Here is a 13,753-nt window from a genome sequence, read left to right on the forward strand (position 1 = left end):
GGCTTTTTGCGGTGGGTTCGACCCCGTAAATAAAACTGCTCGGACAACCTTGAAGCACAGGCTATCGGACTGCGAGTCCGGATAAAAAATCTTCGTTTGTTTCGGTTGTCTTTCCGGTTCAATACTCATGTCGGAGGGATTGTTACAATGTTGGAAGCCATTCTTGAGCGCTGTGCAGGCCTCGACGTACACCAGGAAACCGTTGTGGCCTGCGTTCTTACCGGGCAGCTGGACCGTGCTCCAAAATCAGAGATTCGCACCTTTGGTACCATGACGAACGAGCTCATGGAACTGGGCGAATGGTTAGTGGAGCAAGGTTGCACTCACGTCGCCATGGAAAGTACGGGCGTTTATTGGAAGTCTGTTTGGAACGTGCTTGAAGCCTTTGAATTAGACCTCCTGCTAGCCAATGCTCATCACGTCAAGAATCTTCCCGGACGCAAGACCGACATGAAAGACGCGGAGTGGATCGCCAAATTGCTGCGTTGCGGGCTTATTGAAGGAAGCTTTGTGCCTTCGGAGGACATCCGAGATCTTCGAGATCTGACCCGTTATCGCAAAAAGTTGGTGTATGACGCTACCTCGGAGAAGAATCGCATCCATAAGTCCCTGCAGGATGCGAACATCAAGTTAACTACCCACATGTCCGACATCTTCGGAACATCAGGACGCCTGCTGCTCCAGAAGATCGTAGATGGTGAAGTCATCACAATGGAATTCCTTGAGACGCACATGAAGGGTGCGCTCAAGCACAAATCCCCCAAATTACTTCAATCGCTCAACGGTCGTCTTCGTAAGCATCATCGCGACATGATCCGATTCTCCTGGGATCACCTCGTGTACATTGAAAAGCAAATCCGACTCGTTGAGCAGGATATCCGAAACCGATTAGCCAGCAAACAAGAGGCCATAGATCTTCTCGTTACGATTCCTGGCATCAACGAGCAAGCAGCATCTGTCATTATCGCGGAAATCGGTACCGACATGACCGTTTTCAAGGATGATCACCATCTTGCCGCATGGGCAGGCGTTACGCCAGGCAACCACCAGAGCGCCGGTAAAAAAAAAGAACACGAGCGCGATCCGGAAATGCCCATCTAAAAGCAGTATTATGTGAATGTGCTTGGGCTGCTTCTATGACGCGAAACACAAGGCTCTCAGCAAGATATTGGAGTTGGGTTAAGCGGCTAGGCAAGAAGAAAGCCTTGGTCGCACTTGGACATACGCTGCTTCGCATCGTATACCACATGTTGCTTACCAAAAGCCCATACAAAGAGTTAGGCCCTGATTATCTTGAACGCTACAGACAAGAGCGCGAAAAACGTCGTGAAGCAGAACTCATTCGACAGCTACAGTCCAAAGGCTTCACAGTAACTCGCCCTGCCTAACCTTTCACCTCCACCACGGTCAAGGTCTGCCGAATCGGTAGTCCTGCTTCGGCGTGCGTAAAAATTCGTTTGAGCAAAGATTCATTTTCATAAAAAAATAGCTGAAGAGCTGCTAGACTTTAAAAATGATTTTTGGCCAGAATATGATGAGAATGATGTTGAGCTAGACTGGGATGCTGTAGATGCTGGAGATTATAATATAACAATTGAAGAATTCGTTGAATTAATTAGTTTGATAGAAATAGAGATTCGATCCAATGAAATTTATTGTGAATATTTAGATGGGGGGTTATTTGGGGGACACAGAATCCATGCTTACTTTAGCTATGATTATGAGCTCAATAAAGCAGATATATAGCTGTGAAAAGTAGTTCAAAGAAGGCTGATCTATTACAGGTGTAAACATGCTTCATATAAAGGCGCAAAATGAAAGAGCAGTCCGAAATCAATGAAAAGTAAATAAAGAGCGGAGGTACTCCATGAATCAGTCACCAACAATTTATACTGAAAGACTGACATTGCGTAAACCAATTGAATCGGATCTTCATGATCGTTTGAATTGTGGGAGGACTTATGACTGGGTTCGAATGTTAGGTGGGGATACCAGGGGTATGAAAGATTTAACAATGGAAGATGCAAAGCAATGGTTTCAGAAGATATTGAGTAAACCATTGGAGTGGTCTGTTGTTCACGAAACAATACAAGGGCGATTTCTTGTTACAAGAAGTGCGGATTTATTGAAGAAGGTATAGAAAGGGAAGGAGCATTAATCGAGGACAAATGGGAAAGTGATGTCATGATGAGTATTCTTGAACATGAGTATAGAGAAATTCGGGAAACCACCGAAAGACAATAATCATATAGGAGATAGATGAATGAAAAAAGTTTTGCTTGTTATCTCTGTGCTTTTGCTTTTTGTAAGCTGTAAATCGAATACTGAGACTGAAGATAAACTAAGCCCTGTATTTTATTCCAATGGGATAGCTTTAATAGGTGTGGAAGGAACGATCGGCATACTTGGTCCTGAATTCATTGCAAATAAAGTCAACAAATATATGTGGCATTTTTGGGGGACTAGTGACGAGTTAGCGCTTAGACCCTTCAGGGTTGAAGCTATAAATCTAAATACCGAACAGAAGGTAAAAGCATTGGTGGAAAATGGAGGGACACCCCAGGAAGAGTTAGTGTGGGAATACGATTCAATAGCCGGACCCAATAATGGAGCAGATGCCCATGTACCCTCTAACCTGAAACTACCCCTCGCCGGAATATGGCAGCTTGATGCTTATCTGGGCGGAAAACATAAAGGATCAATTGTAGTAGAAGTGAATGAAGAATAGAAATGAGGAACGATTTTATGAAGAAAAGTAATCAGTCGGACTACCTTGCGAGTCTAAGTCCAATGAACTTGTGTGACGGTTACTTCGTGAGCTCCTCGGTCATACGAAAGAACTAAGAGGGAAAAATGAAATATAAAATATATAGAGAAGTACCGAAAAACCAGATTAAAAATTACGTACCACCCAGATATTTAAGCACCGTTCCTTCATCATGGCCGGGAAAATGTCACTATTGTTGTATTTAAGACAAGTAGGGACGCCGTAATATTGTCTAAAACCGTTGAGAATGCTTTAAGAGATGAAGATCTAGAGAATCAAGAAAATATCGTAGCTTTTGGTGGCTGTTTTACTGTTGAGTCAGTTCAAGTATTGAAAGACAGAAGGATCAGTTATATCTCAATTAGTGACTTTCCATGGACAGATGAAAACTACAGACAAATAAGCATGAATAGTAAGGGATAGCTCGGAGAAAAAATTCGTCGTCACTGGGGAGATATCTGTGAAGTATTATGAATACTTAACAGCAAATAAGAGTTTATTACTTAACCAGTTAGAAGCTTTAATGGTTCGGAATAAAGCTCAGTCCGTCGGTAGTGGCTACATAGACTGTATAGTTCTGAAAGATAAACTGGATCAATTTGTGAATGAGATTTCAAGTTTAGGGATACTTATCTCAGATGTGTCTTGGTGGTGCTATGTGGATCCTGCAAATGGTACAACTGAGTGTCCACATGGTATGGGTGGTCCTAAGTCTGATTATTTTCCAGGTTGGTTCAGTGAATTGCAGAATAATATGTATGAAGTTGATAAAGATAAAATAGCTTTAATCGTGGAATCATACGATAAGCACAATGTTAAGCTATTAAATCAGCAAACCGTAAAAATGATACGAAAAATTTTAGAAGAAACATTCAAGTATACACCGAGTGAAAATATAGAAGGGAATAACTGTGTATTGCCGGGTTTGTGGTTACTTGTCCCAGAAAACTGGCAGAAATTTGTGATAAAATAGTTGCAAATCGTTTACAAATTTTTATGGAGTGATTTCGTTGCAATTTATAAATGAGGTCGTGCAAATTTATCTCCCTTCATCGAATATTAGAAGATCGGTTGAATGGTATGTTGATGTGTTTGGTTACAGAGTGATTTGGGAACAAGAAGACTCCGCCAATCTTAAATTATCTCAAGGGCCATTATTATTTTTAAGGAAAAGTGTTGGATCTCAATCGATATTCTTTATAGCTGACAACGAGAAAACACCAGTGATTAGTTTTAAGACATCTAACTTTGAGGCATTTTACAATTCGTTGAGAATGAAAGGGTTAAGTGTAACTGAAATCAATGAATATGGAACAGGAGAGAATGGACCATATAGAGATTTTTCTACCAAAGATCCAGACGGAAACTTAATAGAAGTTAATGAATTTCCAGATATAAAGTTGCCTCATTTTTAACTAAGGAAGATATTGAAATGTTATAAAGAGGTGAAAAATATTATTTCAAGAATTCTTTTTTTATTCGGATTATTGTTTTTGACAGCTAGTCTTATTTTTTTAATTATGAGTTTATTTGGTGGTTTTGATGGAATAATTAATATAGTTTGGCTTTTTGGGATTTTGAATTCTCTAATTGCAATAGGGGTTTCAGATATAATAAATAAGATTAACAAGCAGAATGCGAAGGAATAGTAGCTGTAGTCTTACAAATCAGGATAATCGTGCAAGTCTAACGCAAGCATTTTTTTGGATTAAAGAAGTAAAATCTGGTTCAATAAATTCACAGGGAGTATGGGAAATGAAATGCTAATATAGATTGTTTTAAAAGAGCTGAAGGTTATATTACTGTAACCGAAGGGAGATTGTTTTTAGTCGATTATGACTGCTTAACAATGTCTGCCCAATTTAGGGATGAAAAAGTACCCGACAAGAACTGTGAGAATTATTTGATTGAGCTTAACAATGGATTGTACAAAGTTGAAATTATTCAAAATTATGATGTAGATCAAGGCAAGCATATTGGAAGTGATAAAGTAAATATGCTCATTAATTTTCTTGAAGTTCGGGAGCTTGGCGCTAATCCTGATAAGCTTTTTTGGTGTAGTTACATGTAATTCAAATTATCGGCGCGAAGGATACGAACACCAAGCTTAGACAGAAGGCTTTCTGTTGAGTTATTAGGAATTTTTGTTCCAGGAAGTGGTATAATATGGGTAGATCTAGCTTGGGGAACCAAACAACCTAGTTAGGGGGGGGGCATGTTGAGGCTCATTAAGAATTTCGTTTTTGTCGTTGGAGGTCTTATTAGTGATTTATGGCTTGGAATGGGATTTAAACCGAAGTTTTACGATAACCATACTAGTTCGAAAACCAAAGTTGGCTATGTTTGTTTTGTAGTAATGGCAGCAGTTATTTCGCTAACAGTCGTTGTATGGCTTGGTAATAAGATCAGATAGCGTGATAAACTGTCCTTTAATGGGGCGGTTACATATTAATCAAATTTGCATACTATTTTTGCCGATTCGATAATTGACGGCAGGTCTCTTTACCAATTGCTTAGAAAATATAATATGGCTCCGTCCCTAGGTTGGGGGAGTGAAGAGCATCAAAAACAAATGATTGATTACTTCTTAATGAATGAAATGCATGCTCACTTGTTTTACAGATGTCCAATGCTAGTATGTCCTTGGTGCGGGGGGGAAGATGTGGCTTTATTTCTGTCTCCATAGAGTTAGAAGAAGGACTAGTAATATGGAGTGATTTCAAACTAGAACCCGATAATAGATCGCTTGATATCGGACCTTTTTATTTTAGATGGGAAGATTACAAAAATGCGATAATTAATACATATGGAATCGCTGGAATTCAATAAAATTAAGAGATCAGTAGTTCGCTTTGCTAAGCCGTTCGATAGCTTGAGTCCAAGAGGTTCGTGTTAAAAACAATCAAGAGTTTATTTCATTGATTAGAACTGCAGAATCTGTCGAGTACAAAATATCGGTATGCACAGGTTCTTTGTTATTAGGCGCTGCCGGATTTCTCCAGGATAAGAAAGCGACAACGCATCCAAATGTATATGATTTGCTTGAACCTTATAGCTCTGAAGTAGTGAAGTCACGAATAGTCAAGGACGGTAAGGTCATAACCGCAGGAGGAGTAGCCACGGTTGAACTTACCTCTGGTGGAGGTAGCTCCACCCCAATTGTACAGCTTGGAGGAGAACTAATGAAACGTAATGTCAAAATAGGACTTGCTGGAGTCCTGCTCACAGCCGTATTTAGCGCAGGTGCTTATGCTGCAACAGTAGCTCCTAAAGTCTTTGTTCATGGCAATATCACTCAAAGCAAAACAGCACCGAAAATTATTGATGGAACAGTCTATGTACCACTTCGTACAATATCTGAGGGCCTTGGAGCAAATATTCAATGGAACAATAAGAGTAAAACAGTGTACGTCAATTCCGATCCGAATTTCAAAACGGAAACCAGCAGCGTATCCTATGTAATTGAGCGTGATCTAGCATTTAATTGGATTATGGCCTACGATAATCGACAGGAGAAAGATGTACTTGCATTAAACGCACCGGGATTCAAAACAGATATTTACAATGAAAGCTTCCCTGTTGGAAACTACAATATGTCCAGCATTGTCGAAATGCAACCTGTAGACCGCAGTGAAAATACTTTAACTGTACGTATTGTGCAACGAGTCACCGCAGAAGATGATTACAATGTCAAAGTAGAAAAATGGAAATTCACATTTGAGGGAACTAACAAAATTAAATCGGTGATGATCGTACCGAAATCTACCCAGTATTTAGATCGATACACCTTGTTTCCAGGAACAAGCTTTGGAGAGTAAACACCAGATTTTAGACATTGTACGAAGTGGTACATAGACTGAAAACATTTTGAAGGCATTATGCAAGTGACCGGCATAGACTACCCTCGAACGGCCAGTTTATTTCTATTAGATGTAGGTACAATGAAGGGATAATGCGGATATGGAGAGCGTTTCAAATGTTGATAAATTGGAGTCAATTAAATCCTTACAATCGACAATTAATAAGCTTGAGAATGCCGCAGCCCAAATGACTCAGAATGGCGCAAATACTACTCTGGTAAAGAAGAGACTTAAAGCTGTCTATATCAGTTTAGCTGTGCTGGAGAACGTTTGGAGTCAATGCCCCCATCACTATACCCAGGAAGAATTAGCAGAAGCTCGTAAAGTCATTACGGGTTTGTTATCATCTGTAAAAAGCAGTTATGCTAAGTCAAAGACTGGCAGTCCCCAACGTACACTTCTAGAAAGAAGGATTAAAGCACTTCAGCTATCTATTCAAGCGATTGACAAATTTTCCGATATATATTGAAGAATTACTCAACTAGCGGCAAGGAATAAGCTCAAAAAACGACAAGTAAGTACCTTAAGTAAAAAATTCAACTAAGAGAGACAGGTAGAGATCATGCATTCAGGTTTTTGGAAACGTTTAGCAGCATTTGTATTGGATAGCGTTGTTTTATATGTTGGTTATATTGTATTTATTATCATCTTCGGTTTAAGTGCTGTAATTCTTGAAAATAGAGGCTTGGATAATGAAGTGGTAAAAATCGCCTTAGGAATTACTGCGTTACTATTCTACATCTCTTGGCCATGGCTGTATTATGCGATCATGGAATCCTCAAAAATAAAGGCTACTGTCGGGAAGTTAGCTGTAGGTATCATTGTCGTCGATACTTATGGACAGAGGATACGATTTGTAAGAGCGAGTGCTCGTAATTGGAGCAAGGTTATTTCTGCATTGCCGCTGTTTGCGGGGTTTATCATCGCTGGCATGACGAAGAACAAACAAGCACTGCACGATTTTATAGCTAAAACCTATGTCATCAACAAACCATATAATCACAACCAGACGAGCCGAATGAATGAATACCCTAACAAAGAACATCATACGCAGGATCAATGATACAGGATAAGATCCGCTCCTTGTTCTGTGAACCGTAGAGAAGAGCTTGTGTACATATCTTGTTAACAAGTTCCGGTGCAGCTGCCGCTTGGCTTCCATAATTAACAGCGCTTAGAGAGGGGGGGCCTTCCTCTTTTATTATGCGGGGACAGACACCTAGAAAATGGGCAGTTACCCTGCGTCAAATCCGCATGTGTCTTTGTATACTGGCAGGGTACCATATGCAGAAGGGGCGGAGAGTTATGGGAGACATCATACAAAAAGGCCAGCCGTTTATCTATAAAGAGCCGAAGCAAGCAATCGGACCCCTGAGTCCGAGGGCGAGGCGGATGAGAGCTCTTCGTATACGGGTCACTAATGCAGAGTTTTGGAAGAGCAGACCAGCTGTCACTCATCCTACGAATGGTGATGAGGCTAGATTTGTGAACAAAATCGGGAGCTTCTCCAAGGCGCTGCCGCATAACAGGCTGGGAGAGGTCAATCTGCGTGCATACCGGGCTCTTATCCAAGCCTTGAGAACCGGTGATCCGGCTCTCTTTGAGAAGCTTCCGCTTGGCGGAGACAGAAAGCTTGTGAACCCCCAGGCATCCTACGCATTCGAAATGGCGGGTCCTGACAGCCATCAATTGCGCATACCCGCCCCGCCATCGGTCAGCAGCAGTGCCACTGCGGCAGAAGCAATTGAATTATACTGGGCGGCATTAACGCGGAATATTCCGTTCGTAGATTACGGCACAGATCCGTTGATCCTGGAAGCAGCTGCCGAGTTATCGGGGCTGTCGGATTTTCCTGCTCCCAAAGTAAATGGCCGCATCACGCCTCAAACCATCTTCAGAGACAATCTGCCGGGCACCTTGAGCGGTCCGTTCGTCTCCCAGTTCCTGCTGAAGCCCTATCCCTTGATATCCAACATAACAGAGCAGCGTTACCGCGTGCCTGCGGCGGCCGGTAATGACTTCTTGACAGATTATGGCGAATGGCTGGCTGTGCAAAATGGTTCAACATCGTTCCCATCCACCATATTCGATCCCATCCCGCGTTATATCCGGAACGGCCGGGATCTTGCTGAATTTGTGCATTTTGATTTTTCAATAGACAGTGGTCTCATTGCCTGCCGAATACTGCTTGCGCTTGGCGAAGAAGCGCTGGATCCGGCCAACCCTTATAACAAATCCAATACCCAGATCGGATTTCCGACCTTCGGTTCTGCTCATATTTTTGATTTTGTTACACGGGCAGCGCGTCCCGCACTGGAAGCGGCTTGGTATCAGAAGTGGCTGGTGCACCGCCGGCTGCGTCCTGAAAACTATGGCGGGCTTGTTCACAATGTGAAAATGGGGAACGCCGATTATCCGATTAACCGGCAAGTTCTAAACTCCGAAGCTTTAGCAAGAACCTTTGACCGGTATGGGAGCTTCCTGCTGCCTCAGGCATATCCTGAAGGAAGTCCGACTCACCCATCCTATCCGGCTGGACACTCCACTTTTGCAGGGGCTATGGTTACGATGCTTAAAGCGTACTTCAATGAGTCGTTTGTTCTCCCGGATCCGGTTGTGCCATCCAGTGACGGACTTAGTCTGCTGCCCTATACAGGCCGTCCGCTTACGGTGGGCGGAGAGCTCAATAAATTGGCATCCAATATTGGGGGGGCTCGAATAGCAGCGGGCGTTCACTTCCGCTCCAGCAACTTATCCGGACTCAAATTGGGGGAAGCGGTTGCGATTGGCATTCTGCGGGATTATCAGAAGACTTACAATGAATCCTTCAATGGCTTTACGTTAACCAAATTTGACGGCACGACCATTACGATCTAAGGGTAACGACACGTACCAAACATCATCTCCAGCTTCCTTAGGAAAAGCTAACAGGAGCTAGGGGAGTTGGAGAGATTTGGTAACGTATCAAAATTGTTCTGGATCCGTCTGACGGGTCTATGAGCATTTAACACTATATTTATACATCGTCATCTGACAACTTCTTGGTCCGGTTCTGAAATCTTTCGCAGAAGTAAGCAGTATACTTCGGAAACCACGTTGGGCACGCCTAGAAATTAATAGCTATAAGAATAAGCATGAAAGAGAGCGGTCTATTATGATTATTAGATCCTATTCAGATAAGGATATGTTAGCTTGTAAGGAATTGTTTATAAATGTTTTCAACCAAGAGCCATGGAATGATAATTGGTTGCCCGGGAAAGCGGAGAGATATTTATCTGATTATACGAGTACTCCCGGGTTCAGCGGGGTTGTTGCCGAAGAAGGGACGGAAATTAATGGGTTTATCTTTGGTGTCCGGAAGCAATGGTGGAGCGGGGATGAATTTTTTATAAACGAAATGTGTGTCAGTAAAAATAAACAAGGGATTGGACTGGGGAGCGAATTATTGAAGTATCTTGAATCTGACTTAGTCCGTACAGGCATTAAAAGAATCACGCTACTAACGGACAAGGGAATTCCTGCGGAATATTTCTATAAAAAGAATGGTTTTCAGGAGATTGATAGATTGATGTTTATGTGCAAAAGCATTGAATAATTGGATAGGTTTTGAAGAAGAAGTTAAATGGACTTTATATATTTGTGAGTATCTCTACTCGAGGGTGAAGACAATGGATCGATTATTTGATAAGGTTACCTGTTGTTTCATGGTAGCATGTTTGGTTTCAGGTATCTTAATGTTAATGTACCTGGTGGCATTGTTATTTCAAGGTGAAATAGGTGTGTTCATTGGGTTGTTTCTAGTATTAGTTATCATACTTTTCTTGTTTAATCTAATCGTTTTCTGCCCTTTTACATATTTAATCGATGGATTGTTGCGGCTAGCTGCTAAGAAGGGTTATGTAAATAAGTTTGCGATTTTGTCGGTTCATGCCTTGGTAAGTTTTGCGCTATCTATTATTTTAGCTTCTCTATTTCGCGGAGAGTATAACTTTCATTTTTTCTATTATGTACCGGGCATTCTTTGCGGTTTGTTATTTTCCCCTGTCTACAAATGGCTTGCAAAGGATTGAACGTTGGGATAGTCTCCTAGATTTAGTCAAAGAAAGATTGGAGTTATTTGTCGCTCTATGAAAAAGAAATATAGATAATAAGAAACGGTGATTTTTAATGCATCTGGAAATAGTAAGAATCAATAAAGGCCAAATGGACAAATTATTGAATCTCTATAATCTGTACTTGTATGATCTATCTCAATATACAGGTGAGGATCCGCAAGAAAATGGTGTATTCGATCCCACAAATACTTATTTATATCTTGAGAGGGAGGAGCTGCATCCTTTCTTTATTATTTACGATGGCAAAGCCGTTGGATTTGTTCTAGTCTGTTCTCCTCCGTACACAGCCCCGGGCATTGATTATGCTGTACAGGAATTGTTTCTATTGAAGAAATATAGAGGTAAGAACTTAGCTTCTCAAGCCATAACGAAGATATTTGATCAGTTCAAAGGAAAGATAAGTATTAGCCAGCTTGAGCTTAATACACCTGCAGTCAGTTTCTGGAGAAAGTACTATCAGGAACACAACCTGATCTATAGCGAAGAACAAGAGAGTATTGTGATTGATGGTTTAGAAGGACAGCATACAGTAATCACACAGATAGTAGATAATTCAAGGCTCGTGTAGAGCAGCCAATATATTGGCGCCCATAAGGAGGCTGGAATGCAGAAATTCCTAAAACTTGATTATCCTAACAAATTCAAAGGACTTATTTTCCTAGTAATTGCTACTGTGATTTGTTTAATGAATGTTCATGGTATTCAGCAATCGGGCGAAAGGCCGTATTTATTTTTATATTGGGATATCTTCTTAGGATGGGTACCTGTATTGCTTGCCATAGTTCTAGATGCTGTATACCTGGTTTCAATTAAGCTGGTTCGTATAATATTGGTCTGTATAGTGAGCATAATATGGCTGTTATTCTTCCCCAATTCACCTTATCTTGTAACCGAATTGCTGCATATCTTCATTCATTACAGCTATGATCCGACACAACGCTTCTGGGTAGATATGGAATTCTGGCAGCACTTATTCACCTTGTTTTTGGTTGCACTTGTTGGCCTATTATTAACTTGGTATTCTTTGAATTCCATCCAGATGCTAATCAGAAAATCTTACGGAATAATTGTGGGTTGGTTCGCTGCTATGGCTATATTGGTGCTGAGCAGTTTTGGTGTTTATATTGGCCGGTTTGTTCGCTGGAACAGCTGGGATGTCTTGACAAGACCAGGGCAAATCCTGCAAGAAACTTATATGATGCTGACGGATAGTACTCAGTTTAATCATATCTTTGTTTTCTGCAAGTTTATGTTCATGATTATGGTCATAAGCTACCTTCCGATGTATTGGATAGCGAACAAGGGACAAAGCAAGACTTGAAGCGATTTAAGGCATAGAGTATCAGTTTGCATCTAAACGATAGTAATGGGCAAAGCGAAATGAAAATATATACTTTGGGGTATAACAAATGATATTAAAATTTACTCAAAAGCTTCTCAAAGATATGAAGGTGACTCCGGTCATACCTGATGATTCAGGAGAAACAGGATCATTGTTTAGTTGGCACGTAAATATATTACAGCTTAAGAAAAAATACATTATATTCGTCAATGACCTAAGTCGGTTATGTTTAATTATCGAAGGAATAAGAAGCTCACAAATTAACAAGTTACAAGATAAATTCAGAGAAGACTTAGAAAGATATTTACTCCTGGAAGGAGTAAGGAAAACGCTAATAGATCAGTATTTTCTGGAGGCAGGGAAGATCCAAATAAGTAAGACAGATGATAAGAGTGTACTAGGAACAATGAAAGAGATGACTATTTATTGTCAACATATAAATTACAACCACACCTATGATCTAAGTGCTTGGTTAAATTCAGTGATTTATAAACCGATTGGCTATGAGAAACCGACAAAAATATTTAAAGACGCGCTCGGAAGATACTCATAGCACGATGCCTTAAGGCAGTAGAGCGGATTGCTCTCGAACAGCAAAGGAGACATAATGGGTGCTTATTGAAATCAACCAAACAAAGTCAAACTTGGAACAAATCTTCGAAATACTCACCAATGGGGAGCTAACTCATCTGGGACGGACATCGTGGATAGGAACGGTCTTCTCCACGAAGCTGCTGAGTGCCGATGAATCGCTGATCTTCGAAACACGTTTCCGGCCGCTTGAAGAGCTCATAAACATGGTGCCACGCTCAAGGAGAGAAGGTACTAACCGTTAAGAACAATCTCGATACATACCGGATTTTCCTGCTTGATGACTATTCACATTTTGCTGAAATATGTAGTCTCTTCATACTTTACTACGACAATCGGGTTTACGGTAACAAAGGTGAGCTGGTGTTCAGCCGGGTTGAGAAATCATGGGAATGGTCATGTAACCGGAACAGGAAACGATATGACCCGCAATGGATTTCAAGACACTTCGGTAAAGTCCCAGAGGCTGACACCAGTGACGCAGATCGCTTGTTTTCGATATATCTTAAAGTTGCCGGAGTAATCCTCGGTGCTGTTATCGTTGGACTTGGTATTTATCAGCTAATTGGATAGCGAGGACATCTTGAAGGCACGAAATGTTGTGGGCTAACTCGCAGCAGAGCTATCGTCGTAAAGGTGTTAGATGTATAATCATGGAAGAAGCTCAGACAACACACGCCCCAGCCTAGAGATAAGAGCTCTCTAAGGGTGGGGTGTTTAGTGTTCAGACGGTAGGATCGCAAGTGCAGTACAAGATTATGCAAAGGTAAACAGGAGGCGAAGATGCATAGAAGAACTGCAGGGATAGCACTGCTGTGTATATCGGCATTTTTGTATGGAATTCGATATATAGCGGCAGCCATTATTGGATCTGGGTTGACATCATGGAATCAGCTGTTGTTTCAAACCATGTTGGATGCCGTAGGTGACGCTCCGCTGGAACTTAGTAGGATAGCCTTCATTGCGGGTGTGATATATTTAGTCATTGCAGAATTTGAGATGCCAATCAAGAGAACTGTAAGAGAGATGAGAAATAACTGGAATGCGGATGATTCAAAGTCCCAGTAGCGGGAAATTG

The 13,753-nt window shown here is 41.2% G+C and carries 18 protein-coding genes and 2 pseudogenes; all 20 read left to right on the forward strand.

All coding sequences use genetic code 11. The features are described 5' to 3' along the window. Nucleotides 1-147 precede the first annotated feature (147 nt). The 20 genes and pseudogenes from DNH61_RS02470 (at nucleotide 148) to DNH61_RS02560 (ending at nucleotide 13,743) form a co-directional block, all read left to right on the forward strand. Nucleotides 148-1,101, forward strand: coding sequence for an IS110 family RNA-guided transposase (locus DNH61_RS02470; protein WP_245947862.1), 954 nt, complete (start codon nucleotides 148-150; stop codon nucleotides 1,099-1,101). Nucleotides 1,102-1,485: 384 nt separating this feature from the next. Continuing rightward, a pseudogene (locus DNH61_RS02475) lies at nucleotides 1,486-1,746 on the forward strand (DUF2262 domain-containing protein); the annotation flags it as partial. Between the two features lie 121 nt (nucleotides 1,747-1,867). Beyond that, nucleotides 1,868-2,140 carry a hypothetical protein gene (locus tag DNH61_RS26060; protein WP_146240926.1) on the forward strand — a complete coding sequence of 91 codons (273 nt, stop codon included), beginning with the start codon at nucleotides 1,868-1,870 and terminating at the stop codon, nucleotides 2,138-2,140. A gap of 123 nt (nucleotides 2,141-2,263) precedes the next feature. Continuing rightward, complete coding sequence (locus DNH61_RS02480) at nucleotides 2,264-2,728, forward strand: hypothetical protein (protein ID WP_111145105.1); 465 nt, start codon at nucleotides 2,264-2,266, stop codon at nucleotides 2,726-2,728. A 267-nt stretch (nucleotides 2,729-2,995) separates the two neighbouring features. Further along, nucleotides 2,996-3,190 (forward strand): hypothetical protein, encoded by a 195-nt coding sequence (locus DNH61_RS26065; RefSeq protein WP_146240927.1) that lies wholly within the window; start codon nucleotides 2,996-2,998, stop codon nucleotides 3,188-3,190. Between the two features lie 37 nt (nucleotides 3,191-3,227). Next, on the forward strand, nucleotides 3,228-3,740 hold the full coding sequence (locus DNH61_RS02485) for a hypothetical protein (RefSeq protein WP_111145106.1): 513 nt from the start codon (nucleotides 3,228-3,230) through the stop codon (nucleotides 3,738-3,740). A 37-nt stretch (nucleotides 3,741-3,777) separates the two neighbouring features. Next, complete coding sequence (locus DNH61_RS02490; RefSeq protein ID WP_181438557.1) at nucleotides 3,778-4,182, forward strand: VOC family protein; 405 nt, start codon at nucleotides 3,778-3,780, stop codon at nucleotides 4,180-4,182. A 404-nt stretch (nucleotides 4,183-4,586) separates the two neighbouring features. After that, the gene (locus tag DNH61_RS26220; protein ID WP_181438558.1) at nucleotides 4,587-4,838 is read left to right on the forward strand and encodes a hypothetical protein; all 252 of its coding nucleotides are present in this window, start codon (nucleotides 4,587-4,589) and stop codon (nucleotides 4,836-4,838) included. Nucleotides 4,839-5,673: 835 nt separating this feature from the next. Next, nucleotides 5,674-5,889, forward strand: a pseudogene (locus DNH61_RS26225) (DJ-1/PfpI family protein); the annotation flags it as partial. A gap of 60 nt (nucleotides 5,890-5,949) precedes the next feature. After that, nucleotides 5,950-6,585, forward strand: a complete 636-nt coding sequence (locus DNH61_RS26665; RefSeq protein ID WP_245947892.1) for a stalk domain-containing protein — start codon at nucleotides 5,950-5,952, stop codon at nucleotides 6,583-6,585. A 142-nt stretch (nucleotides 6,586-6,727) separates the two neighbouring features. After that, complete coding sequence (locus DNH61_RS02515; protein ID WP_111145111.1) at nucleotides 6,728-7,096, forward strand: zinc-binding metallopeptidase family protein; 369 nt, start codon at nucleotides 6,728-6,730, stop codon at nucleotides 7,094-7,096. 93 nt (nucleotides 7,097-7,189) lie between these two features. After that, nucleotides 7,190-7,690 carry an RDD family protein gene (locus DNH61_RS02520; protein ID WP_245947868.1) on the forward strand — a complete coding sequence of 167 codons (501 nt, stop codon included), beginning with the start codon at nucleotides 7,190-7,192 and terminating at the stop codon, nucleotides 7,688-7,690. Between the two features lie 242 nt (nucleotides 7,691-7,932). Then, nucleotides 7,933-9,504: a vanadium-dependent haloperoxidase gene (locus tag DNH61_RS02525; RefSeq protein ID WP_181438559.1), complete on the forward strand. Its 1,572-nt coding sequence runs from the start codon at nucleotides 7,933-7,935 to the stop codon at nucleotides 9,502-9,504. 277 nt (nucleotides 9,505-9,781) lie between these two features. Then, nucleotides 9,782-10,222, forward strand: a complete 441-nt coding sequence (locus DNH61_RS02530) for a GNAT family N-acetyltransferase (RefSeq protein ID WP_111145113.1) — start codon at nucleotides 9,782-9,784, stop codon at nucleotides 10,220-10,222. A 73-nt stretch (nucleotides 10,223-10,295) separates the two neighbouring features. Then, nucleotides 10,296-10,697 (forward strand): hypothetical protein, encoded by a 402-nt coding sequence (locus DNH61_RS02535; protein WP_146240929.1) that lies wholly within the window; start codon nucleotides 10,296-10,298, stop codon nucleotides 10,695-10,697. Nucleotides 10,698-10,794: 97 nt separating this feature from the next. Then, nucleotides 10,795-11,310 carry a GNAT family N-acetyltransferase gene (locus DNH61_RS02540; RefSeq protein WP_111145115.1) on the forward strand — a complete coding sequence of 172 codons (516 nt, stop codon included), beginning with the start codon at nucleotides 10,795-10,797 and terminating at the stop codon, nucleotides 11,308-11,310. Nucleotides 11,311-11,346: 36 nt separating this feature from the next. Then, nucleotides 11,347-12,063 (forward strand): DUF1361 domain-containing protein, encoded by a 717-nt coding sequence (locus tag DNH61_RS02545; protein ID WP_111145116.1) that lies wholly within the window; start codon nucleotides 11,347-11,349, stop codon nucleotides 12,061-12,063. A gap of 88 nt (nucleotides 12,064-12,151) precedes the next feature. Then, on the forward strand, nucleotides 12,152-12,637 hold the full coding sequence (locus tag DNH61_RS02550) for a DUF6933 domain-containing protein (protein WP_111145117.1): 486 nt from the start codon (nucleotides 12,152-12,154) through the stop codon (nucleotides 12,635-12,637). A 58-nt stretch (nucleotides 12,638-12,695) separates the two neighbouring features. Next, on the forward strand, nucleotides 12,696-12,920 hold the full coding sequence (locus tag DNH61_RS02555) for a hypothetical protein (RefSeq protein ID WP_111145118.1): 225 nt from the start codon (nucleotides 12,696-12,698) through the stop codon (nucleotides 12,918-12,920). A 538-nt stretch (nucleotides 12,921-13,458) separates the two neighbouring features. Beyond that, nucleotides 13,459-13,743: a hypothetical protein gene (locus tag DNH61_RS02560; RefSeq protein WP_111145119.1), complete on the forward strand. Its 285-nt coding sequence runs from the start codon at nucleotides 13,459-13,461 to the stop codon at nucleotides 13,741-13,743. Nucleotides 13,744-13,753: the final 10 nt, after the last annotated feature.

Source organism: Paenibacillus sambharensis, from assembly GCF_003233845.1.
GTDB classification, from domain to species: Bacteria; Bacillota; Bacilli; order Paenibacillales; family Paenibacillaceae; genus Paenibacillus_I; species Paenibacillus_I sambharensis.

Excerpts from the sequence above, each read along its gene's own strand:
- DNH61_RS02470 (WP_245947862.1), top strand. The coding sequence starts at position 148 with ATGTTGGAAGCCATTCTTGAGCGCTGTGCAGGCCTCGACGTACACCAG.
- DNH61_RS26060 (WP_146240926.1), top strand. The coding sequence starts at position 1,868 with ATGAATCAGTCACCAACAATTTATACTGAAAGACTGACATTGCGTAAA.
- DNH61_RS02480 (WP_111145105.1), top strand. The coding sequence starts at position 2,264 with ATGAAAAAAGTTTTGCTTGTTATCTCTGTGCTTTTGCTTTTTGTAAGC.
- DNH61_RS26665 (WP_245947892.1), top strand. The coding sequence starts at position 5,950 with ATGAAACGTAATGTCAAAATAGGACTTGCTGGAGTCCTGCTCACAGCC.
- DNH61_RS02515 (WP_111145111.1), top strand. The coding sequence starts at position 6,728 with ATGGAGAGCGTTTCAAATGTTGATAAATTGGAGTCAATTAAATCCTTA.
- DNH61_RS02520 (WP_245947868.1), top strand. The coding sequence starts at position 7,190 with ATGCATTCAGGTTTTTGGAAACGTTTAGCAGCATTTGTATTGGATAGC.
- DNH61_RS02525 (WP_181438559.1), top strand. The coding sequence starts at position 7,933 with ATGGGAGACATCATACAAAAAGGCCAGCCGTTTATCTATAAAGAGCCG.
- DNH61_RS02530 (WP_111145113.1), top strand. The coding sequence starts at position 9,782 with ATGATTATTAGATCCTATTCAGATAAGGATATGTTAGCTTGTAAGGAA.
- DNH61_RS02535 (WP_146240929.1), top strand. The coding sequence starts at position 10,296 with ATGGATCGATTATTTGATAAGGTTACCTGTTGTTTCATGGTAGCATGT.
- DNH61_RS02540 (WP_111145115.1), top strand. The coding sequence starts at position 10,795 with ATGCATCTGGAAATAGTAAGAATCAATAAAGGCCAAATGGACAAATTA.
- DNH61_RS02545 (WP_111145116.1), top strand. The coding sequence starts at position 11,347 with ATGCAGAAATTCCTAAAACTTGATTATCCTAACAAATTCAAAGGACTT.
- DNH61_RS02550 (WP_111145117.1), top strand. The coding sequence starts at position 12,152 with ATGATATTAAAATTTACTCAAAAGCTTCTCAAAGATATGAAGGTGACT.
- DNH61_RS02560 (WP_111145119.1), top strand. The coding sequence starts at position 13,459 with ATGCATAGAAGAACTGCAGGGATAGCACTGCTGTGTATATCGGCATTT.